Source organism: Butyrivibrio sp. NC2002, assembly GCF_000702265.1.
Lineage (GTDB): Bacteria > Bacillota > Clostridia > Lachnospirales > Lachnospiraceae > Butyrivibrio.
Genome location: NZ_JNKZ01000010.1, coordinates 97,916 through 120,376, shown reverse-complemented (window position 1 = coordinate 120,376; position 22,461 = coordinate 97,916). Strand labels below are relative to the sequence as shown.

The window sequence follows — 22,461 nt, the reverse complement described above, 5'->3', positions numbered from 1 at the left end:
AGATGGCAAAGAGAAATAGAGACCTTGAACCTTCAAAGAAGGAAAAGGTAACTGTAGGTCAGATCATTCTGGCAATCATATTACTGGCATATACATTATTCGCATTTTTACCTGTAGAGCTTACATTTGTAGCAGCTTTTACAGATGAAAAGAGCATAACACAGAACGGATTCAGGTTCTGGCCGCTTCAGTGGTCATTTGCAGGTATGGGAACAGTTCTTCGTTACGGACAGCAGCTTGCAAGATCATACGGCATAACAATTTTCGTAACTGTAGTCGGAACATTCCTTGGACTTTTGTTCATGAGTATGTTTGCTTACTCAATAAGTAGAAAAGATTTTTATCTTTCAAAGTTTTTATCAATCTTTCTGCTTATACCCATGCTTTTCAATGGTGGAACACTTTCAGGATATATCATCTTCACAAGTTACTACCATTTAAAAGACAGCTTATGGCTTTTGATATTGCCTCTGTGCGTATCAACCATGAACGTAATCATATTAAGAACTTATATAGTCAACAGCATTCCCGGTGAGCTTATGGAAGCAGCCAAGATCGACGGAGCAGGAGAATACAGAACTTTCTTCCAGATCACACTTCCGCTTCTTAAGCCTTCACTTGCAGCAGTAGGTTTCATGATGGCTACAGCATACTGGAATGACTGGCAGAATGCACTGCTCTACATTGACTCTGATGCTAAAAAGCCTTTGCAGCTTCTTCTTATAAATATTCAGAAGAGTATTGAGTTCCTGCTTAACAACTCAAACGTTCCTGCATCAGCAAGAGCAGCTATGGGCGGTACTATTCCGCAGTATTCAGCAACAATGGCAACTGTTTTAGTAGTTATAGGACCTATCATGGTAGTATATCCGTTCTTCCAGAAGTACTTTATTAAAGGTCTTACAGTTGGTTCAGTTAAGGGTTAAGCACAAAAAGATCTACTAATTATTATAGATATTCTGACCTTAGGTATAGTGCCTGAGGATGAATATAAAAACTAATTTTAAAACAAGAGGGAGGCCAAAATGAAAAGAAAAGTTATTTCTACACTGATGGCAACAGCAATGACAATGTCAATGCTCGCTGGTTGCGGAAGCTCAACCGGCACAGAAACAGCTACAGACACTCAGGAGACTGAGGCAGCTGAAGAAACTACAGAGGAAGCTTCAACAGAAGAAGCTTCAACAGAAGAGGCTTCAACAGAAGAGGCTACTGAGGAGACAACAGAGGAATCTGCTGACGAATCTGCTGAGGCAGCTTCAGGAGATGCTACAACAATTAACGTTTACAGATGCACATTCAACCTTGCAAATCCTGATTCAGAGCAGGTTCAGAAGGTTGAGGACGCTATCAACGCTTATATTGCAGACAAGATTCCTGTACAGATTAAACTTACAGATGTAGGTTCTGGTGAGTACACAGACAAGGCAAACCTTGCACTTGCTAACAACGAGATCAACCTTCTTTGGACAGCTTCATGGGAAGGCACAATCGGAACAAACGATCTTGTACCTGCTAATGCTGTATATGATCTTTCAGATATTCTTCCCGGAACAGACCTTTACAACTCAATGGACGAAGGTCAGTGGGAAGCTGCTAAGTATGATGGCAAGATGTACTTCATTCCTGTATACAAGGACAACGTAGAAGGTTATGACTTCATGTTCCGTCAGGATCTCATCGATAAGCACAATTGGGACATCACATCTGTTAAGGAACTTAAAGACCTTGAGCCCATGCTTGAAGATGCTAAGGCAGACGGCCTTAAATATCCTTTCCTTACACAGAAGACAGCAATGTTCTACAGATGGTACATTGATAAGTTTGATTTCTTCACAGCTGATTCTGCTACAAACTTCGTTGCTGTAGACAGAGCTACTGATGAAGTTGTAGACACAATTCTTACTCCTGAGTATAAAGAGTTCTGCACACTTATGGGTGAGTGGGCTGATAAGGGCTATATCTCAGAAGATGATTACACAAAGGTAACAACAGATACAACAACACAGACACAGGATTGGGCTGTTTCATGGTGGACAGATATTCCGGTTAACGACGAAGCAGATGCTCGTTATGGTCAGGATGTTACAATGCAGCCTGCAACAGACAGATGGGCACACTCAACATCAGCTCTTGGTTCTTGCTACTGCGTAACAGCTAACAGCACAGAAGAGCAGGCTAAGGCTTGTGTAGACTTCCTTGGACTTCTTTACACAGATTCCAAGCTTGCTGATATGTACACATTCGGTATCGAAGGCGAAGACTTCACATACGATTCAAACGGCCAGGTTACACAGACATCTGAGAAGTACAACCACTCAATGTGGGAGTCAGCTAGTGCTACAATCGTTACTCCTCTTGACAACGAGCCTGCAAACAAGGCTGAGCTTTACAAGGACTTCAACGGCGGCGCTAACACATCAAGTGCAGCAGGATTCCGTTTCGATAAGAGTCCTGTAGAAGATAAGTATGCAGCTTGTGCAAACGTTTCAGGTGAGTACGGATTCAACCTTGAAAATGGTGGTGTTCCTGCTGCTGACGTTGAATCTACAATCGAAGCTTATCAGGCAGCTCTTGACGAAGCTGGTTACCAGGATGTACTTGCTGAGTTCCAGAAGCAGTATGACGAATGGAAAGCTTCCAAATAATTAAAAAAATAAAGATTTAGAAACTTTTAGTCCCCCGGCACCTCAAAATGCCGGGGGATTTCTTATGTTGTTTTAAGGAAAAGCTACTAAACAAAAGCAGGAAACTATGGTAAAATGTTCAGTTGTTTGATTTTGTACAATATATTTTTATAAATGGGGTTTTGAAATGGACTTTTTACCGATATTTGCCAGAATGGTTGAGCTTTTTATCATCATAATCATCGGATATGTGGCTACTAAGATCAAGGTTATAAACAGAGATATCAAAGCCGGACTTACGAAGATTATTCTATATATTTCAATACCCTGCACAATTCTTTCATCAGTCGCAAACGCAGAAAAGCTCCCTGAAGGGAAAGAGCTTTTGATACTTCTTGCAGTGTCTTTTTCAAGTTATATAGTGCTCTTTGTTCTGGCTAAAATCACAGGTATACTGCTGGGACTATCCGGAAAGCAGAAAGGCGCTGCTGAATTCGGGATCATGTTTGCGAATGTCGGATTTATAGGATTTCCCGTAACAGAAGCGATTTTTGGACCTGATGCGCTTATTTATACAGCTATGTTCAATTTGCCGTTTAATCTGCTGTGTTACTGCCTGGGAGTCATCATGATAAAGGGTGAAAAATTGTCCAAATTTGGCGAAAATAGCAGCGCAAATGAACTTCTTAAGTTAATATTCACCCCGGCTATGATAAGCAGCATAATGGCCCTTATAATGACATTATTGAAAACTCAGGTTCCTGATCTTATCAGTAATACTCTTGAGAGAGTCGGAGGCATTACAACTCCGGGTGCACTTATTATTATCGGAGCTTCACTTGCAGAAATAAAAGTCTCTGAAATGTTCAATAATTCAAAAGCATATTTGTTTGCGGTTATGTCCGTTATTGTGACACCGCTTATAACATATTTGATATATAAGCCATTTACAGCAGATTATCCGGTTTTATTCGGAGTTACAGTTATAATAAGCGCGATGCCGGTCGCTACAGCCGGAACCATGCTATGCGTAGAGCACGGCGGCGATGAAAGGTTTATGGCGCAGATTACATTTCTGACAACGCTTCTAACGGTATTTTCGATACCTATTGTTGCGACACGTCTGTAAAACATTCAAATTCTGGGGTACGGTGAAGGAAGTATGCAAAAAACAACAGCGAAAAATATGACTGAGGGGTCAATAATTAAACAGATAATAATGTTTTCCCTTCCGCTTATGCTTGGAAATATTTTCCAGATGCTCTATAACACGGTGGATTCTATTGTAGTGGGCAATTTTGTGGGAAAAGAGGCGCTTGCTGCTGTTGGCTCTACGACCATGATCGTAAATATGCTTGTCTTCTTTTTTAACGGATTTTCAATCGGAGCAGGCGTACTGATTTCGAGGTATTTTGGAGGAAAAGACTTAAATAACCTGCATAAGGCGATAGAAACGACGATATCAATGACTTTTATTTTTTGTGTTTTATTTACACTTATCGGAAGTCTTGGAGTAAAGCCTATGCTCAGGTTTATGGCAACTCCCGATGATGTTTTCACTGATGCAACAACTTATCTTAGAATATATTTCCTTGGTTTTTCGGGACTTCTTATCTACAACATGGGGAGCGGTATCCTCAGAGCTGTAGGCGATACCAGAAGACCGCTCATGTTCCTTGTTTTAACTAGTATAGTCAATATCATTCTTGATATTACTTTTGTGGTGGGATTTCACTTTGGAATCGAAGGAGTAGCCTATGCAACGATCATTTCACAGTTCATTTCGGCTATCCTTATAATGTATTTGCTTGTTAAGACAAAAGATATTTACAGATTTTCATTTGCAGATATGACGTTGGATGCAAATATAATAAAACTGATATTTGCCATCGGCCTTCCGGCAGGAATCCAGTCTGTAATAACAGCTTTTTCCAATGTTTTCGTGCAGTCATATATCAATCATTTCGGATCAAGCTGCATGGCGGGATGGAGCAGTTATAACAAACTCGATACCTTTATCATGTTGCCGATGTCCAGTATGGCGATGGCGGCTACAACTTTTGTAAGCCAGAATATAGGTGCAGGTAAGATAAAAAGGGCTAACGAAGGAACAAGGATCACGGTAATGACTTCTACACTCATTACCTTCATTATCGCTGTATTTCTCTATGTTTTTGCAGCGCCATCAATCAGAATGTTTTCATCTGACGAATCAGTTATAGAATTTGGTGTATTGTTCATTCGCACGAACGTGTTCTTCCTGATAGCAAACTGCGTTAACCACACACTCGCGGGAGCGCTCAGAGGAAGGGGCGATTCAAAAGGCCCCATGATTATAATGATAAGTACTTTCGTTGTTATCAGACAGATATATCTGTTCGTTCTTACGCATTACGTATCCAATACACCCAAATGGGTGGGATTTGGCTACCCTGTAGGCTGGATGTGCTGCTGCGCTATAGAAGTGTTGTATTACAGAATTAAATGGGCTAAAAACGCAAATAAAGTCGATTTAAAGGTATCCTGATCAGTTGCTGAGTTTATTTAGTAAGGATTCATTTATCTTTCCGTCTGCGACCATATTTGCCATCCACAGCTTAAGAGATTCCACGGTAACGTCGATCTGATCAAGCTGTTTTTTTATTTTTATAAAATCAGGAAGTTCATCATCTGAAATCTCTCCGTCCGCGGTGATCTCGACGAGTCTGTTTTTCTGAACTTCAAGGGAGTTAAGGGATGCGAGCATACCAAGAACGATCTCTGACAATGTGGACATTTTTACTTCCGGAACGGATTCTTTTCCAATCGCACACTCGTGAGTGCAGTAATAATTGCAGAGTTCGGGTTTTTTATAAGCTTTGGAGAGGGCTACCACGTCTTCAGGCTGTATTGAAGTCTTTTCTGTCTCGATTTTTTCAAGTCTGCTATCGCTGATAAATTCAAGGAGTTCACTTGCCTGGGCTCTGGTAAGTCCTGCTTCTTCGCGGCTCTCAAAATAGATGTTCTTGTTTTCTTTTATAGATTTTTTCCCCATTATAAACCTCTTTCATAAATATAATTTGCTCCCTTTGGAGCATGCCCCCTGTCATATAATTGGTATTATAACAGAAAGACCGGCAGGATAAACCCCTGCCGGTCAATATTTGACATATTTAAGTAAAATATTCTGCGATGTGTTATGAAGCTGATCTGCTGTTCAGCCATCCTTTTATATCCGATACTCCGGGATATGTCTTAAAACCGTTATCACCGGCGACAACCAGAGTGGGAGCCTGCATGATACCGAATTTCTCAACAAGTTCCACATTTTCACTTGCATCAAGAAGCTGATAGTTTATTCCTGCGTTGTCGAGAAGAGAACCGGCAATATGGCAGTTTGGACAGGTTTTGGTTTTAAATAAGAGAACCTGATTTGTATTTGATGCAGATGGTGCTTTGGCAGCGCCTACGGTGTTTTGCGCATTTGATATGGTCTTAATTTCAGGCTTTGATGCTGTCTGTGGCTCAGATGCTTTTTCTACCGGTCCTTCGTGTGTAAGCTTAGAGTTACCTACGTTGTAGACCTTTCTATCCTTATATTCCTGAGCTTTACCATCATTCCAATTGGCAACGGGACGGTAGTAACCGGTAATTCGGCTATATACCTCTGTCTTTTTGCCGCAGCAAGGACATACAGGCTGTTCTCCTGTGAGATATCCATGGTCTTCACATACAGAATAGGTAGGAGACATGGTGTAGTAGGGCAGTTTATAGTTCTGCGCGATCTTTCTTACAAGACTGGCTGCAGCTTTCCAATCAGGAAGCTTTTCTCCAAGGAAAGCATGGAATACTGTTCCTGAAGTATACAATGTCTGAAGCTCATCCTGAATATCAAGTGCAGAGAAAATGTCTTCTGTATAGCCAACAGGAAGGTGCGAAGAGTTAGTATAATAGGGCGTTCCATTCATATTGGCTGTTATTATATTGGGGTAAAGCTCCTTGTCGTGTTTAGCAAATCTGTAAGTTGTAGATTCTGCAGGTGTTGCCTCAAGGTTAAACAGATCGCCATATTTTTCCTGATAATCAGAGAGGCGGTCACGCATATGGTTGAGGACTTCCTTGGTGAATTCCTGAACGCGGGTATCTGTCATATCCGCGCCAAGCCAGTTTGCATTAAGACCGACTTCATTCATACCAATAAGACCGATCGTTGAGAAGTGGTTGCTAAATGATCCAAGGTATCTCTTGGTGTACGGATAAAGGCCCTGGTCAAGGAGCTGGCTTATTACTTTTCTCTTGGTATTAAGGCTGCGTGCAGCAATATCCATCAGATGATCAAGTCTCTTATAAAAATCGGCTTTATCTGTAGCAAGATATGCAATTCTAGGCATATTTATGGTTACTACACCGATAGAACCTGTGGATTCGCCGGAACCGAAGAATCCGCCTGACTTTTTCCTGAGTTCTCTAAGGTCAAGACGAAGTCTGCAGCACATGGAGCGGACATCACTGGGCTCCATATCTGAGTTGATGTAATTTGAAAAATACGGAGTGCCGTATTTGGCCGTCATTTCGAATAAAAGTTTATTGTTTTCTGTTTCACTCCAATCAAAATCATTTGTTATTGAATAAGTTGGGATGGGATACTGGAATCCGCGTCCGTTGGCGTCACCTTCGATCATGATCTCGATGAAAGCCTTGTTGACCATGTCCATTTCATGCTGACAATCGCCATAGGTGAAATCCACTTCTTCGCCGCCGATGATTGCATTTAAATTTTTAAGGTCAGCAGGAACGGTCCAATCAAGAGTGATGTTTGAAAAAGGAGCCTGTGTTCCCCATCTGCTGGGCGTATTAACACCATAAACGAAGGACTGGATACATTGTTTTACGTCCTCCTGGGACAGATTGTCTATTTTTACAAAAGGAGCAAGGTATGTGTCAAAAGATGAGAATGCCTGTGCGCCTGCCCATTCGTTCTGCATTATTCCGAGGAAATTGACCATCTGATTGCAGAGCGTAGAGAGGTGCTTTGCGGGAGCGGAAGTGATTTTGCCGGGAATACCGCCAAGGCCTTCCTTGATGAGCTGTTTAAGGCTCCAACCTGCGCAATATCCGGAAAGCATAGCGAGATCATGAATGTGAATAGCAGCGCTGCGGTGAGCATTTGCAATCTCATCATCATAAACCTCTGAAAGCCAGTAATTGGCTGTGATCGCACCGGAATTGGACAGGATAAGTCCGCCGATAGAATATGTTACTGTTGAGTTTTCCTTAACTCGCCAGTCATTTATCTTAAGGTAATCGTTTACAAGATCCTTGTAGCTAAGAAGCGCAGAATTGACGTTGCGAATCTTCTCACGTTGTTTACGATAGAGAATATAGGTTTTGGCAACATCGGGATAGCCGGATTCGGACAGAACCTTTTCAACACTATCCTGAATCTCTTCTACAGATATTCTGTTGTCCTTTATTTTGCTCTCGAAATCCGAAGCAACACGGAGGGCAACAAGGTCTATTACACTGGTATGATAAGGCTTCTCCATAGCCTCAAAAGCCTTAATAATAGCGGCTGATATTTTTGCGATGTTGAAATCTGCGATGGAACCATCACGTTTTACTACGTCATACATAAGAAATACCCCCTAAAACTATACAACACTGAAATCCCCAAGAATGGTGAAGAATGCTAAATCCACCATAATTAAAGGATAGCACTTAATACTTCTGCGGTCAATATATAGTACAAAAATAAAAAACAGCTACTATATATTGTGTAAAGATTAAACAAAGGGGGCTTAAAGGCTTGAAATATGTAGTTTAAATCTTATGACATGCCTCTGATAGCCGCATGCTCTACATGTGGAGAAACTATGTTAAGGAATCTTCCCATTTCATCGGCAGATGGAGATGAAAGTGTACTGTCAGGCACAGTATTACGGGAAGTGAACTGCTGCAGATAGTAATTCTTCGCACCGCTAAGCCATTTTCCGATCTGCAAAAAATCGGAATCTTCATGAAACTGTTTGACTACAGTTGTCCTGAATTCGTAATCTATAGAGGATGAAAGCAGCATGGATACGCTTTTATCTATGTTTTTGGTGTCAAAGTGATCTAGCCCTATAGTTGATGCGTACTTTGAGGGAGAATTTTTTATGTCCATAGCAACGTAATCAGCCAAATCTTCTGTTAATATACGGTCGAGTACTTCCGGGTGATTGCCGTTGGTATCCAGCTTTATGGCAAAGCCAAGAGAACGGATTTTTTTGATAAAAGTAATAAGGTCTTGCCGGATACAGGGCTCACCACCTGTAATTGCGACCCCGTCAAGGATACCGACTCTTTTTTGAAGAAATGAGAACAGATCATCTTCGGTCATAATGGGGGAAAAGGATCCGTCAACGAGCTCATAGTTATGGCAGAAAGGGCATCTGAAATCGCAACCGCCAAGAAAAACAGTGGCAGCAACGTGCTCGGGATAATCAAGAAGAGTCATTTTTTGAAGTCCGTGTATATCCATAAGGCAATCCTTCCTAGTTTGATGCTGATTTTATATATCATTGTATCAGACTGTGCAGAAATATCGACATTGAATATCAAAAAACATTGAAGTACTTAATGAATTCATTAATTTATATATTTTTGTTATAATATAATTTACGTATGTTTTTTTAGTTGTAGAGGGAATATGAAGAATAAGATAAATGTAATAAATAAATTTATTTCTGATAATAAGGTAAGTTTTATAAGACTATTTATTATTCTTTGCTGCATTATAGGGAATGTTTTTTTGTCAAGAATTGCTGACTGTTTAGGTTATCCGCTTTATCTGGATACGATAGGCACGATGGTTTCTTCTTACGTATGTGGGCTTATCGGAGGCGTTGTTACAGCGCTTATTTCAAATGCGATCTATACTTCAATGGATGGTGTTTCCATATATTTTGCAATTGTAAATATTGCGATAGCTATGTTGACTTCATTCTTTTTCCATAACGGGAAAAAGGTCACTGTCAGAAAAGTAGCTTTGTTTATAATTTTGAATGTTATTATTTCTACTATACTGGGCAGTTCTATTGAACTTGCGCTTTCAATCGATGCATCTGAAATTATGGAAGGTGATGTAATTAATTATTTGAGCAGCATCGTAGGACTTAACAGACCGTTGTCATATATTCTTGCCGGATTAATTTATAATCTGCCGGATAAAATGCTCTCTGTGCTGGCTACAGGAGCCATAATATGGGTGATTCCTTCTAAAATCAGGCAAGATATAGAAAAAAGTGATCTCGGTGAGCTTGATAATGATAATGGCGAATTTGATGAAAAAAAGAGAAATATGCTCAAACGCAGGCTGCTTTGGGTGCTCTCATTCCTTGCGATAACTCTTACGGTAGTCATTGCCAGGGTAAGTATAAATCTGTATGTGGGGAACTTTAAGGCGGAAAGAATAAGCACAGTAAAGGGTGTTACTCAGCTTATATCCGGCGCAGTAGATGCAGATAGAATTGATTATTATCTTGAGAGGGGCTTTGGAGATCCTGAATATGATAGTATAAACGACCTTATGGTTGCTGTTCAGGAAAATACACCAGGAATAGAGTATGTATATATATATAAGGTCTTCGAAAAAGAAATAGAGATAGTATTTGATACTGATCCGAATTTTCAGAAGGTACAATCTGTCGGAGAAAGACTAGCTGTCGATGATGGTTTTAAACCATATATCCCCTCACTGATGAAGGGAGAAAAGATAGAGCCTATAGAAGTAACCGATAAATACGGGTGGTTTATAACTTACTATTCTCCAATATATGACGGCAATGGAAATTGCACTGCGTATGTAGGCGCAGATATGGCAATGTCAGATATAAGGGATAGTATTACCGGCTTTTCACTTAGAGTAGGACTTATCTCAGCAGGATTTTTGCTTGTGAGCCTTACTTTTGGGCTGTGGATGACATCTAAGTATCACAGCATCATCGACGGTCAGTATCTTCAGATAAAAAATGCAAAGGACGAAGCAGACAGGGCAAATCTTGCGAAATCAAGATTTGTAGCAAATATGTCCCATGAGATCAGAACGCCTATCAATACAATAATGGGCATGAATGAGATGGTGCTAAGAGAGGACACTAAGGATGTACCTGAAAAATATGAGACTTTAGTGCGAAAGTATTCTCTGTCGATCAAGAAATCATCTGAAATTTTGCTTGGGATAATCAATGATATCCTGGATGTCACCAAGGTGGAATCAGGTAAGACCAATATCGTAAATACCGAGTATAACACACTTGATCAGCTGCATTCTCTTACAAGTATGATAAGAGTAAAAAGTAATGAGAAGGGTCTGGATTTTACAACAGATATTGATGAAAAAATTCCAAGCATGCTCTTTGGCGATGAAGGTAAGATAAAGCAGATAGTTCTTAATCTTTTGACAAACGCTGTTAAATACACGCAGGAAGGCGGCTTTACACTTAAAGTACAACTTGTGGAAAAAAGTGATGATAAGTGCAAATTGTTTTTCAGTGTTAAGGATACGGGAATGGGAGTAAAGGCAGAAGACATAGAGAAGCTTTTTACTGCCTTCGAACGTCTCGAAGAAGAAAAGAACAGCGGTATACAGGGGACGGGACTCGGTCTCCATATATCAAGTCAGTTTGTTAAACTTATGGGCGGAGAGCTGAAGTGTGAAAGCACATATGGCCAGGGATCTGATTTTTATTTCACCATAGAGCAGGGAATAATAGATGCTACGCCTATCGGGAAATATGTTGAGGATGAAAAACAGGCACCTTTGGAAAAATATGTTCCGGAGTATGTCGCACCTAGTGTAAAAGTCCTTGTAGTTGACGATAATGACATGAACCTACAGGTAATCGAGGGACTTTTGAGTGCAACAAAAATGCAGGTTACACTCGTCCAGAGCGGAAGAGAATGCCTTGAAAAGATGGAGACTGAGGATTTCCATGTAGTTCTTCTGGATCATATGATGCCTGAAATGGATGGAGTAGAGACACTTAAGGAGATCCGCAAGGAATTTGAAGATCTGCCTGTAATTGCGCTTACTGCTAATGCTGCTCACAACGGAGAAGAATTCTATAAAGGGCTTGGATTTAACGGATATCTTCCCAAGCCTGTAAACGGTAAACAGCTAGAGGAAACCATAAAGAACTATGTGCCCAAAGACCTGCTTAAGGAGCCCTCTGAGAGTGATGAATATGGTGATGGACTGAGCCCGGAAAATGCATGGCTACGAGAAGCCAAGGGAATAAATATTGAAGACGGTCTGTTGTACTGCGGTGGAGAAAAGGCCTTTATCAAGTTCATTAGAAGCTTCTATGACAGCATAGATTCCAAGGCAAAAGAGATAAAAGATGCTTTTGATGTAAAGGACTATGAGCTCTACACCATAAAAGTACATGCTCTTAAGAGCACGGCCAGAATAATCGGAGCATCCAAATTGTCAAATGATGCGCTGATGCTCGAAGAAGCCGGTAAAAAGGGCGATATTGACTATATTTTGAATAATAACGAAGAGTTCCTCGAATTCTTTATGAAGTACAAGCAAAAACTTGCTGTTGTAGACGAAAACCGCGAAGTAGTTAAGAAAAAGGACATCACGGAGGATGAACTAAAAGGAGCTTATGACGTTATAAAGGAAGCAGCGACTTCTATGGACTATGATTCAGCTGAATTTGTACTTGAACAGCTCCATGGTTATAAGCTGCAAAAGGAAGATCAGGAAAGGTTTGACAAGCTTGAAAAAATGCTCAAGAACTTCAAGTGGGAGCAGATGGATGAGCTTATAAGCAATATGTAAAAATGCCATAGCGGCGGTGAGGAGATTTGTATGAAAAAGAATGTTAAATATAGTTTTGCTGCAGGATGGGGCATCCTTTTTGTCCTTTGGATCCTGCTTATCAGGACTGTTGATGTAGCACCGATCGGTCCGAACGGAACAAATGTAGGCTTTTCAACTATAAATGGCGGTATATATGCTGCTTTTGGCGGTGGTCTTAATGAAGGTTGGTATAAACTGACAGAAGTATTCGGAATTCTTGCACTATGCGTATGTGCATTGTTCGGATTATATGGCGCTTTGCAGCTTATAAAGGGAAAAAGCATTAAGAGTGTAGATAAGACAATACTTGCCCTTGGAGGTTTGTATGTAGTGACTATAATTCTGTATGTCCTTTTTGACAAGATTCCGATCAACTACAGACCTATGATAATGCCCGGTGAGACAGAGCTTGAGACATCTTTCCCTTCATCACATACTATGCTGATATGCGTAGTTATGGGCTCTCTCATTATCACAGCAGGACATTTCTTTAAGAACAAGGCAATTGCAACCATAGTCCGCATACTAAGTGGCATTGTCCTGGTTGCAACGGTTATAGGCAGACTTATCTCAGGCGCCCACTGGTTCACAGACATTGTGGGAGGCATCCTCATAAGCGCAGCGCTTGTGATACTGTTTTCTGCTATAGTTGATGATTATTGCTGATAGATACCAATCCAATCCATAATTGTATCTGCAGTTTCTATTATCTGTTCTTCGTTCGATATGGAAGGTGTGCCATCTCCATCCTGAAGACCGTAATTTCCAAAGTATGAGTGTATTCCGCCTTCTATAATGTGTTCTTCAGAATCTTTGGGCCAGTTGACCTTGCTTGCTTCATATTTTTCCATATTCAGGACTCCGTCATTTGAACCATAGATTGACAAAAGCCTTAAGTCTGAGTTTGATAAGTCAACTGAGGGGAAAGAAGCACATAGGATTATCCCCTTATATTCAAACGGATCTTCGCCCGGAGTCTCATCATTAGCCACACATTCAGATAAAAATGATGCTGCTGCAACGCCTCCCAGTGAGTGCCCTGCAAGATACCAGTCCACATTTTTTACCATTTCTTTTTGTGTATCGTAGTTTTTGGTTAGTACATCTGCGGCATTAACTCTCAGAATGGCCAGATTTTCAGGCATTTTGGGAAGAAGACACAGGCATCCTTTTGATGCAAGATCATACATTAATGATGAATACGCGGTATATTCGACTTTTCCGCCCGGATAAAAGACAATAACGGCAGATATATCTTTTGTCTGAGGGATAAATACCGTTCCGTTTTCATCAGAGTATGAATGAACCTCACTATCAAACAGGTTTTGCACATAACTGATGATTGTGTTATCTGCGTGGTAATAGTCTTTTGTATATAGTTTGAAAGCTATGGCTGCAATAACAACGACAGATACTAGTAATATCGCGATCCACTTTAATGATTTCTTAAATTTGCTCATAATGACCTCACATCAACGAAGTATAACATAATTTCTTGAGTAGTGTCCCTAAAATGATGAATAAAACGTTATATAAGTGGTTTATCTTATAAAAAAACATTTACTATCCATTGTATATCAAGTATCATTTGATAAGTAGTGCTATTTGTGGGGATATTTAAGGAAAAATAAATTATACGAGGAGAAAAGTGTATGAAGAAAAGAATCATTTGGGGGATGGTTTTTGTCTTGTCAGTGACGTCGTGTTTCATGTCGGGATGCGGCAAAAAGGGTGGCACTGATTCGGCAGGAACAAAAAGTACTCTTAGTGAGGAAGATAAGGACTGTGTATATAAATACAGTGAAATTGACGATGAAAGATTGACCGGAGTGTATTTTGACTCTTTTGCCATACAAGGTGACGATCTGTATACCTCCTTTTACGGAGATGATGGGAATCAGGCTTTCGTGAAGTTCCAAAATGGTGAGGGATCTTTTTCAAAGATTACCTTGGAGAATGAAGACGTAGAGTACAGTACGAACAAATTCGATGTGGACGAAGACGGAAACATATACGCTATAGTTGAAAAATACGAACCTGATGGAAGCGAAGCTTATGATGGTGCAGAAACAGAGATGGTGATCGATACAGAAGAAAATGAATCCGAAGAGGACGAAGTTTCAGAAGATAACGAAACCGCAGAAGAGGCATCAGAAGGCGATGAGGCCACCGAAAGTGAAGAAGTAGCAGAAGATGAAGAGACCTCTGAAGAATATGATGATGAATATCTTCCCGGGGAGAAGAAAATCGCCAAGTTTACACCGGATGGAAACTGTGAGTGGATGTTCGATGTTGCTGATGAAGATGAAGAAAGCTATATAAGCTCTGTAAGCTACGTGAAGGACAGTTGCATTTTATGCTGTACAGAAAAAGGCATCAGTATGTATTCCATAGAGAATGGAAGCAGAGAAGAGATCAGATCTAATTCAGGCGAAGATGATTATATCGATAGAAGGATCTATAGAATAAGGGATGGTAAAACATATCTTTTTGAGCCTGACAGTGACTGGAAATACTCTTTTTACGAATTTGATCCCAAGGCCAAAAAGTTTGGAGAAGGACAGCCTATACCGGATGATCTATATGTTGGATCAAACCTTTATCCCGGAAAAACTTACGATTTTTATTATGCTCAGGGCGATTGTATATATGGCCTGAACCTGGCTGACTTTGAGAGCAAGAAAGTATGCGACTACACTCTTTCGGATCTTGACCTTAGTTACACCAATTATGTGGGAGAATTAACAAACGGTGATTTTATCATAGTTTCGGATAGTTCCAACGCATCGAACATTTTAGGAACTCTTACCAAGGTTGACCCTTCTGAAGTTGTAGAAAAAGAGACGCTTGTTATCGGAACTATATTTATTGATGATGCGGTCAGAAAGGCTGTTGTTAAGTTCAATCAAAACTCAGACAAATACAGGATAAAGATAAAAAATTATGGCGAGCAGGACGCTGATAGTTTTGAGGATATGACAAGTAAGATGAATCTGGATATTACGTCCGGTAATGCTCCTGATATCGTTGTTCTGGACTCATATATACCTTATGAGAGTTATATAGCAAAGGGCGTGTTTGAGCCACTTGATTCTTATTTGGAAAATGACGAAGAGCTCTCAAAAACCGAGTTTTTGGAAAACGTAATGGATGCAGGAAAAAGAAACGGCAAACAGATGATGATTATTCCCTCATTTTCCATAGTTACTGCAGTTTCTTCAAAGGATATGGTGGGAGATACTGTAGTTACATGGGATAATGCCGAAGAACTCTGCAAGCAGAACAACATCGAAGATAAGTATATGATGGGAATGCTCTTTAAAGACAGCACTTATGAGCTCTACACCACCATCGGAGGAAGCTTTATTGACTGGGAAAACGGTACCTGCAGTTTTGATTCAGATGAGTTCAAAAAATTCCTGGAGTTTAACAAAAAACTTCCGGAAAGGACTGATGATTACGATTACCAGGAAGAGGAGGTAATGTTCAGGGAGAAAAAGGGACTTCTTCGTGTAACCTGGATCAGCGAATTTACAGATTATCAAACACTTGAAAAGGGATATTTTGGAACAGATGTCAATTTTAACGGTTTCCCTACAGCTGATGGAACTAAATCCTACATCTCCCCTAATCTGCAGCTTGCCATGAGCAAGGATTGTAAGCATAAAGATGCAGCATGGGAATTTTTAAAGATATTCCTCCAGAAGGATTATCAGGAAAATCTGCAGTGGGCATTTCCCGTTAGAGAGGATTCGCTCAAGGCTCTTGAAGAAAAGGCTCAGGAAGATCCCTATTATATTGACGAAGAAGGAAAAAAACAGCCTGATAATTCGGTATGGTGCATAGGAGAGGATATAGAGATAGAAATAAAGGCAATGAGTCCTGAAAAGACAGCCCAGCTGGTTGATTTCATCAAATCCATATCAGATACCATGCATTATGATGAAAAGGTAAATGAAATTATTCAGGAAGAGACAGGCGCTTATTTTGAGGATCAGAAAACGGTAGATGAAGTCACCAACATCATCCAAAGCAGAATATCGCTTTATCTTAGCGAATCAAGATAATAAAGAAGTCTCTCTAAAGCCGCAAATGGTTTTGGGGAGACTTTAATAATATCTTAATGAATTTAAGCCACACATTTTAGAAAAATATGATATCATAATCGCAACAATTACATAAAACGGAAGGTGTCTGCGGGCTACAAACGTTTGATGAACAATTATGAACGCGTAGCTGCGCAGGTGAAAAGGGAAGCAGGTGCAAATCCTGCACGATCTCGTCACCGTGATTCGGGAGTTTCTGCTATTAGCCACTGGTAAAAGCCGGGAAGGGAGTAGGAGTGTTATTATGAACCGATCAGCCGGGAGACCTGCCTGTCGTTGTACATGGGTAACCGAGCCACGAGGAATTGGCTGTACGAAGATATTAGCAAATGTGATATTTGCTTTTCTTTCTGTGTCTTTTCGCCTCGTCTTCTGACGGGGCTTTTTCATTTTAATAGGTAGCTCTTATGAAATGGAAATTCGCAGAGTCTGTTTCGTGTGCTCAATTATCCTAGATGTAATAAAACAATAGGAGGAAAAAATAATATGAAGAAAAAATCTATCGCAGTTTTGCTTGCTATGGCGCTGACTATGGTTACTATAGCAGGATGTTCCAAAGGAGCAGAAACACAGACTGATGCGACAACTGAAAGCTCTGAAGAGAGCACAGAAGAAAGCGCAGCAGAGGCTTTATCAGAGGATGAAATCGAAGAGCCTTCAGAGAGCACAGAGGATGCTGCACCTAAAGAAACTGAGGATGCAGCAGATACTCAGAAAGAAACCCTTGAGGATGGTACTTACAGCGCGAGCTTTACAACCGATGGCTCAATGTTTCACGTAAACGAGGTATATGGTGACAGAGGAACTCTTACAGTAAAAGATGGTGAGATGACTATTCATATCACAATGCCTTCCAAGAATATCGTAAATCTTTTCCCGGGACTTGCAGAGGATGCGCAGAAGGAGGGAGCTGCTTTGATCGAACCCACAACAGATGAAGTAACTTATGAAGATGGAACAACTGAAGAAGTAAATGGATTTGACATTCCCGTTCCTGCAATTGATGAGCCCTTCCAGGTTGCACTTATAGGAACAAAGGGAAAGTGGTACGACCATGAAGTAGTTGTATCTGATGTACAGGCAGAGAATGCAGGTTCTGACGAAGACAAGGCCGGCGCAGATAAAGTTGCTGAGCTTATAGATTCAATTTATGTTCAGGAGTGGACAGAGGATACAGATTCTCTCTGCGAAGAGGCAAAGAAAGCATGGGATGCTCTCTCTGATGAGGAGAAAGAACTTGTAGAAGGCGAAGAAGCATCACCTGACTATTTTGGAGCAGATACCGGTGATGCATCAAAAGATGATCCGTTAAACGGCGATGAAATAGGCGAGAACGAGCTTTTGGTAGTAAGCTTTGGTACTTCATTTAATGACAGCAGAGTAAATGATATAGGCGGAATAGAGAAGGCTCTTGCAAAAGCATATCCTGACTGGTCAGTAAGAAGAGCTTTTACAGCGCAGATCATCATCAACCACATCTATGCAAGGGATGGTGAAAAGATCGACAATATGGAGCAGGCACTTGAAAGAGCAGTAAATAACGGTGTAAAAAACCTTGTGGTTCAGCCCACACACCTCATGCACGGCGCCGAGTATGATGAGCTTACAGAAGCTTTAGATGGCTATAAGGATAAATTCGAAAGTGTATCAGTCGCAGAGCCTCTTCTTGGCGAAGTTGGAAAAGATGCTACTGTAATAAACGAAGATAAGGAAACAGTTGCAAAGGCTATAACTGAAGAAGCGGTTAAAACTGCTGGATATGACAGCCTTGAAGCAGCAAAAGAAGATTCCGTTGCATTCGTGTTCATGGGACATGGAACATCACACACAGCAAATGTAACCTACGATCAGATGCAGGCTCAGATGGATAAATTGTCCTATGACAACGTATTTATCGGAACAGTAGAGGGACTTCCTGAAGATACAGCTCTTGATGCAGTGATTGAAGCGGTTAAGGCAAAGGGCTACAAGAAGGTAATCCTTCGTCCTCTCATGGTAGTAGCAGGCGATCATGCAAACAATGATATGGCAGGAGACGAGGAAGATTCCTGGAAGAGCTGCTTTGAAGCAGACGGATCTTTTGAATCTGTTGAATGTCAGATTGCAGGACTTGGCGGAATTGCCGGTGTTCAGGACGTTTATGTAGCACATACAGGTGAAGTTATAAAATAATCTATGAGAAGAAGCATAAAAACATTTTTTGATATAAAAAAATCTGTTTTGCTTATGTTTCTCTCCTTCATGTTAGCAGGATGCGGCAGTATTTCTGATGGGGAATATGCCGCATCTGTACTAATGGAGGGAGGAAGCGGCAGAGCGTATATTGAAAATCCATGCACCGTTATTGTTAAAGATGGAAAAGTGACTGCAGATATCACATGGAGCAGCCCAAACTATGATTACATGGTAGTAGACGGGGAGAAATATTATCCCGTGAATACTGACGGAAACTCAGAATTCATAATCCCTGTCACGATTGATAAGAAAATGAACGTTCAGGCTGACACTACAGCCATGAGCAAACCGTATTTGATCGATTATTCATTGACATTTAGCCTTACAGATAAGGAAAAAGGACAGGAAGATGGAGGTAAATCCAACGCCTCTACAGGAGAAGAAAACACCGGAGATAGCGCAGATTCTAAAGCTGCGCTTAGCAGTAAAGAGATATATGAGCTTACACCGCCTGATCTTACGGACTATGGTTTTGACTATATAAGTACCGATAAAAATGACTATGCAACAGGTTTTGCGATCCACAGATATGAAGATGATATTTGTGTGGTTTCAGTACGTGATGGTAGAAATTATCTCATTCTTCCCGAGGAGATAGAAGCGCCTGATGATACGGACGACCTCATAGTGCTAAGGAAACCACTTGATAAGATATATTTGGCTGCATCGGGTGCAATGTGCCAGTTCGATGCAATTGATGAAATAGGAAAAATAAGGCTATCAGGCCTTGAAAAAGATGCGTGGTACATCGACAGCGCAATAGATGCAATGGACAAAGGAAGCCTGATCTATGGCGGCAAATACAGCGCACCCGACTATGAGATGATGGTGATGGAGGAGATTAATCTAGCCATTGAAAACACCATGATCCTTAGGACTCCCAAAGTCAGGGAAAAGCTCGAAAGCATAGGAATACCTGTGTTTATCGAATGGAGCAACTACGAAAGTAAGCCCCTTGGAAGATGTGAGTGGGTGAAGGTCTACGGACTTTTTACAGATAAGGAAAAAGAGGCTGCTGATGCTTTTAAAGGTCAGAAAGAAATGGCCGGGTCCGTCAGCGATGCGTTATTTACAGGGAAAAAGGTGGCAATTTTTTCCATAAATGCAAACAAACAGATTGTGACAAGAAAAAGCAGCGATTACTTTGCCAAAATGGTGGAGCTTGCAGGCGGAGAATATATGGGACCTGAGAAAAAGGATGATGAAAAAGCAACGTCGCAGGTAACGATCAGCATGGAGGCATTTTATAACTATGCTGCAGATGCAGATATACTGATATATAACCAGGCGATAGAGGATGCACCGGCATCAGTAGCAGAGCTTGTTGCCGATAATCCGGTATTTGGCGATTTTAAGGCATGTAAGGAAGGTAAAGTGTGGTATACGGATAAATCACTTTATCAATATGCAGATAAAATAGGAACGATAATAAGTAATCTTAATGAAATATTTGCTGAGGAAAAAGAGGAAACTGATTTTTTCCATAAGCTAAAAAGTAAGTGACAGGAGATAAATTTGGCTAAAAATCTGATGATACAGGGCACAATGTCCGGAGCGGGAAAGAGCATACTGACGGCAGGGATCCTTCGAGTACTTACTCAGGACGGATTTAGTTGTGCACCCTTCAAATCGCAAAATATGGCCCTAAATTCGTTTGTTACAAAGGATGGCAAGGAAATGGGCAGAGCACAGGTTGTACAGGCTGCTGCGTGCCATAAAGAGCCATCCTGCGATATGAATCCTATCCTGCTAAAGCCGATGGGAGATACGACCTCTCAGGTTATTGTAAATGGCCTTCCCATAGGGAATATGAGGGCCGCTGACTATTTCAAAATGAAAAAAGACCTGATCCCCGATATAAAGAAGGCCTACGACAATCTATCAGAAACTGCGGATATTATAGTGATCGAGGGCGCGGGAAGCCCGGTAGAGATCAACCTTCGGGAAAATGACATAGTAAATATGGGGCTTGCAGAAATACTGGATGCACCGGTACTCCTTGCAGGAAATATAGATCCGGGAGGCGTGTTTGCGCAGCTTCTTGGTACGGTCAACCTCATGTCCGCACAGGAGAGAGCACGCGTAAAGGGGCTTATTATCAATAAATTCAGAGGAGATGTATCTCTTCTGACACCGGGACTGTCAATGTTTGGTGAATACTGTGATATTCCTTTTGCGGGAGTTGTGCCGTATGTGAGCCTGGAACTGGATGAGGAGGACTCTGTTTCAGAGAAACTCTCAGGCAAAAATGCTGCCATCAACGATGATAGACCGGTAAAAATCTGCGTTGTAAAACTTCCCTTTATCAGTAACTATACGGATTTTTCCGCATTGGAGAGAGTAGATGGTGTGAATCTCATCTATGCAAAGGACGCGGCTGATTTAGGCGATGCTGATCTTATCATACTTCCCGGAACGAAAAACACGGTTGATGATTTGATGTCATTGTATCAAAGTAACGTGGCATCAAAAATAATAGAAATGAAGCAAAAGGGAATCCTGATAATGGGTATTTGCGGCGGATTTCAGATGCTTGGAAGGACTATTACAGGAAGTGACGATTCGGAAAATAAGGCTCTGACCCATAAGGGACTTGGACTTTTGCCTATAGATACTGAGTTTGTACAGGATAAGACTCTTAAACAGACAACCGGAACAATCGGCGAAATAGAAGGCCCGTTTAAAGCCCTATCAGGTGCGGCATTTACAGGCTATGAGATACACATGGGACGAACCGGAGCAAGAACTAAACAGGATATTTTCCCTGTAATAGTAGAGGAAAACGTACTTGGAACCTACATTCACGGGATTTTCGACTCGGAGGATTTTTGCAGAAGAATGGTTGGCATTTTGTATGCCAAAAAGGGTTTGGATTTTTCAAATGTACGTATAGAGAGCGCCTTTAGCAGGCAGGAGAGAGAGCTTGATAAGCTTGCGGACGTTCTTAGGGAAAACCTGGATTTTGACCTGATATATAGAGCCATTGGAATTGAGAAACAGAGGTAAATAACATGCAGATACAGCATATTCTCCCTTCGGATATAGAAAAGGAGAGTTTTAGGATAATAAGAGGCGAGCTTGCAGAAATGGGAAAACAAATTCCCAAAGAGCTGGAGCCCACAGTGATAAGAGTAATTCATACGACAGCTGATTTTGAATACGCTGATACCATGAGCTTTTCAGAAGGTGTAATACAAAAGGCAAGGGATGCTATAAAAAATGGCGCGCATATTGTAACCGACACCAACATGGCACTTTCCGGAATAAGCAGGAAAACACTTGCAAAATATGGCGGCGAAGTCCATTGCTTTATGGCAGATGAGGATGTTGCCGAAGATGCAAAAAAGAGGCAGGTAACAAGGGCATACGTCAGCATGGAAAAGGCTTCAAAACTAGGCAAACCGTTAATTTATGCAATAGGAAACGCGCCTACGGCGCTGATAAGACTAAGGGAATTGATAGATGAAGGCTATAGGCCTGAAGTGATAATAGGAGTTCCCGTCGGATTTGTTAATGTTGTCGAAGCAAAAGAGCTTATTCTTGAAACGGACATCCCGTATATCATAAACGTGGGACGAAAGGGTGGAAGCGGAGTTGCGGCTGCCATTTGTAACTCGATCTTATATAATATAGAGAAGTGATAAACGTAATAACAATACATAACAGG

General features: G+C 41.0%; 15 protein-coding genes and 1 riboswitch. Of the genes, 11 read left to right on the top strand and 4 right to left on the bottom strand.

The window, feature by feature from the left end; all coding sequences use genetic code 11:
• Window positions 1–2: 2 nt before the first annotated feature.
• From T543_RS06310 to T543_RS06295, 4 genes are all read left to right on the top strand, one after another.
• Window positions 3–926 carry a carbohydrate ABC transporter permease gene (locus T543_RS06310; RefSeq protein ID WP_051638593.1) on the top strand — a complete coding sequence of 308 codons (924 nt, stop codon included), beginning with the start codon at window positions 3–5 and terminating at the stop codon, window positions 924–926.
• A 99-nt stretch (window positions 927–1,025) separates the two neighbouring features.
• Window positions 1,026–2,648 (top strand): ABC transporter substrate-binding protein, encoded by a 1,623-nt coding sequence (locus tag T543_RS06305; RefSeq protein WP_035766872.1) that lies wholly within the window; start codon window positions 1,026–1,028, stop codon window positions 2,646–2,648.
• A gap of 166 nt (window positions 2,649–2,814) precedes the next feature.
• The gene (locus T543_RS06300) at window positions 2,815–3,756 is read left to right on the top strand and encodes an AEC family transporter (RefSeq protein WP_035766871.1); all 942 of its coding nucleotides are present in this window, start codon (window positions 2,815–2,817) and stop codon (window positions 3,754–3,756) included.
• 33 nt (window positions 3,757–3,789) lie between these two features.
• Window positions 3,790–5,154 carry an MATE family efflux transporter gene (locus tag T543_RS06295; protein WP_035766870.1) on the top strand — a complete coding sequence of 455 codons (1,365 nt, stop codon included), beginning with the start codon at window positions 3,790–3,792 and terminating at the stop codon, window positions 5,152–5,154.
• Here the strand turns inward: T543_RS06295 and T543_RS06290 are convergent, their stop codons facing one another.
• The 3 genes from T543_RS06290 to T543_RS06280 all read right to left on the bottom strand — a co-directional run bounded on the left by T543_RS06290 (window position 5,155) and on the right by T543_RS06280 (window position 9,126).
• Window positions 5,155–5,661: a helix-turn-helix domain-containing protein gene (locus T543_RS06290; RefSeq protein ID WP_035766869.1), complete on the bottom strand. Its 507-nt coding sequence runs from the start codon at window positions 5,659–5,661 to the stop codon at window positions 5,155–5,157.
• A 142-nt stretch (window positions 5,662–5,803) separates the two neighbouring features.
• Window positions 5,804–8,239 carry a ribonucleoside triphosphate reductase gene (locus T543_RS06285; protein ID WP_035766868.1) on the bottom strand — a complete coding sequence of 812 codons (2,436 nt, stop codon included), beginning with the start codon at window positions 8,237–8,239 and terminating at the stop codon, window positions 5,804–5,806.
• A 194-nt stretch (window positions 8,240–8,433) separates the two neighbouring features.
• Window positions 8,434–9,126: an anaerobic ribonucleoside-triphosphate reductase activating protein gene (locus tag T543_RS06280; RefSeq protein ID WP_035766866.1), complete on the bottom strand. Its 693-nt coding sequence runs from the start codon at window positions 9,124–9,126 to the stop codon at window positions 8,434–8,436.
• Window positions 9,127–9,294: 168 nt separating this feature from the next.
• On the opposite strand from T543_RS06280, the gene T543_RS15160 reads away from it, so the two are divergent.
• Together T543_RS15160 and T543_RS06270 are read left to right on the top strand one after the other, a co-directional pair.
• On the top strand, window positions 9,295–12,432 hold the full coding sequence (locus tag T543_RS15160; RefSeq protein WP_051638592.1) for a response regulator: 3,138 nt from the start codon (window positions 9,295–9,297) through the stop codon (window positions 12,430–12,432).
• 30 nt (window positions 12,433–12,462) lie between these two features.
• Window positions 12,463–13,119: a phosphatase PAP2 family protein gene (locus T543_RS06270; RefSeq protein ID WP_035766864.1), complete on the top strand. Its 657-nt coding sequence runs from the start codon at window positions 12,463–12,465 to the stop codon at window positions 13,117–13,119.
• On the opposite strand, the gene T543_RS06265 is transcribed toward T543_RS06270, so the two are convergent.
• Window positions 13,110–13,913, bottom strand: a complete 804-nt coding sequence (locus tag T543_RS06265) for an alpha/beta hydrolase (RefSeq protein WP_035766862.1) — start codon at window positions 13,911–13,913, stop codon at window positions 13,110–13,112. The genes T543_RS06270 and T543_RS06265 overlap by 10 nt on opposite strands.
• A gap of 192 nt (window positions 13,914–14,105) precedes the next feature.
• Here T543_RS06265 and T543_RS06260 point away from each other — a divergent pair, with 192 nt between their 5' ends.
• From T543_RS06260 to T543_RS06240, 5 genes are all read left to right on the top strand, one after another.
• Entirely contained in the window at window positions 14,106–16,520 is a 2,415-nt protein-coding gene (locus tag T543_RS06260) for an ABC transporter substrate-binding protein (RefSeq protein ID WP_081829972.1), read from the top strand.
• Window positions 16,521–16,630: 110 nt separating this feature from the next.
• A riboswitch (cobalamin riboswitch) is annotated at window positions 16,631–16,847 on the top strand.
• 696 nt (window positions 16,848–17,543) lie between these two features.
• Window positions 17,544–18,731, top strand: coding sequence for a sirohydrochlorin cobaltochelatase (locus T543_RS16565; protein ID WP_442856089.1), 1,188 nt, complete (start codon window positions 17,544–17,546; stop codon window positions 18,729–18,731).
• A 3-nt stretch (window positions 18,732–18,734) separates the two neighbouring features.
• Window positions 18,735–20,297: an ABC transporter substrate-binding protein gene (locus tag T543_RS06250; RefSeq protein ID WP_051638591.1), complete on the top strand. Its 1,563-nt coding sequence runs from the start codon at window positions 18,735–18,737 to the stop codon at window positions 20,295–20,297.
• Window positions 20,298–20,309: 12 nt separating this feature from the next.
• Entirely contained in the window at window positions 20,310–21,800 is a 1,491-nt protein-coding gene (locus tag T543_RS06245) for a cobyric acid synthase (RefSeq protein ID WP_035766858.1), read from the top strand.
• Between the two features lie 5 nt (window positions 21,801–21,805).
• Window positions 21,806–22,435: a precorrin-8X methylmutase gene (locus T543_RS06240; RefSeq protein ID WP_035766857.1), complete on the top strand. Its 630-nt coding sequence runs from the start codon at window positions 21,806–21,808 to the stop codon at window positions 22,433–22,435.
• Window positions 22,436–22,461: the final 26 nt, after the last annotated feature.

Excerpts from the sequence above, each read along its gene's own strand:
- T543_RS06290 (WP_035766869.1), bottom strand. The coding sequence starts at position 5,661 with ATGGGGAAAAAATCTATAAAAGAAAACAAGAACATCTATTTTGAGAGC.
- T543_RS06300 (WP_035766871.1), top strand. The coding sequence starts at position 2,815 with ATGGACTTTTTACCGATATTTGCCAGAATGGTTGAGCTTTTTATCATC.
- T543_RS06310 (WP_051638593.1), top strand. The coding sequence starts at position 3 with ATGGCAAAGAGAAATAGAGACCTTGAACCTTCAAAGAAGGAAAAGGTA.
- T543_RS06280 (WP_035766866.1), bottom strand. The coding sequence starts at position 9,126 with ATGGATATACACGGACTTCAAAAAATGACTCTTCTTGATTATCCCGAG.
- T543_RS06265 (WP_035766862.1), bottom strand. The coding sequence starts at position 13,913 with ATGAGCAAATTTAAGAAATCATTAAAGTGGATCGCGATATTACTAGTA.
- T543_RS06285 (WP_035766868.1), bottom strand. The coding sequence starts at position 8,239 with ATGTATGACGTAGTAAAACGTGATGGTTCCATCGCAGATTTCAACATC.
- T543_RS06250 (WP_051638591.1), top strand. The coding sequence starts at position 18,735 with ATGAGAAGAAGCATAAAAACATTTTTTGATATAAAAAAATCTGTTTTG.
- T543_RS06270 (WP_035766864.1), top strand. The coding sequence starts at position 12,463 with ATGAAAAAGAATGTTAAATATAGTTTTGCTGCAGGATGGGGCATCCTT.
- T543_RS15160 (WP_051638592.1), top strand. The coding sequence starts at position 9,295 with ATGAAGAATAAGATAAATGTAATAAATAAATTTATTTCTGATAATAAG.
- T543_RS06240 (WP_035766857.1), top strand. The coding sequence starts at position 21,806 with ATGCAGATACAGCATATTCTCCCTTCGGATATAGAAAAGGAGAGTTTT.
- T543_RS06260 (WP_081829972.1), top strand. The coding sequence starts at position 14,106 with ATGAAGAAAAGAATCATTTGGGGGATGGTTTTTGTCTTGTCAGTGACG.
- T543_RS06305 (WP_035766872.1), top strand. The coding sequence starts at position 1,026 with ATGAAAAGAAAAGTTATTTCTACACTGATGGCAACAGCAATGACAATG.
- T543_RS06295 (WP_035766870.1), top strand. The coding sequence starts at position 3,790 with ATGCAAAAAACAACAGCGAAAAATATGACTGAGGGGTCAATAATTAAA.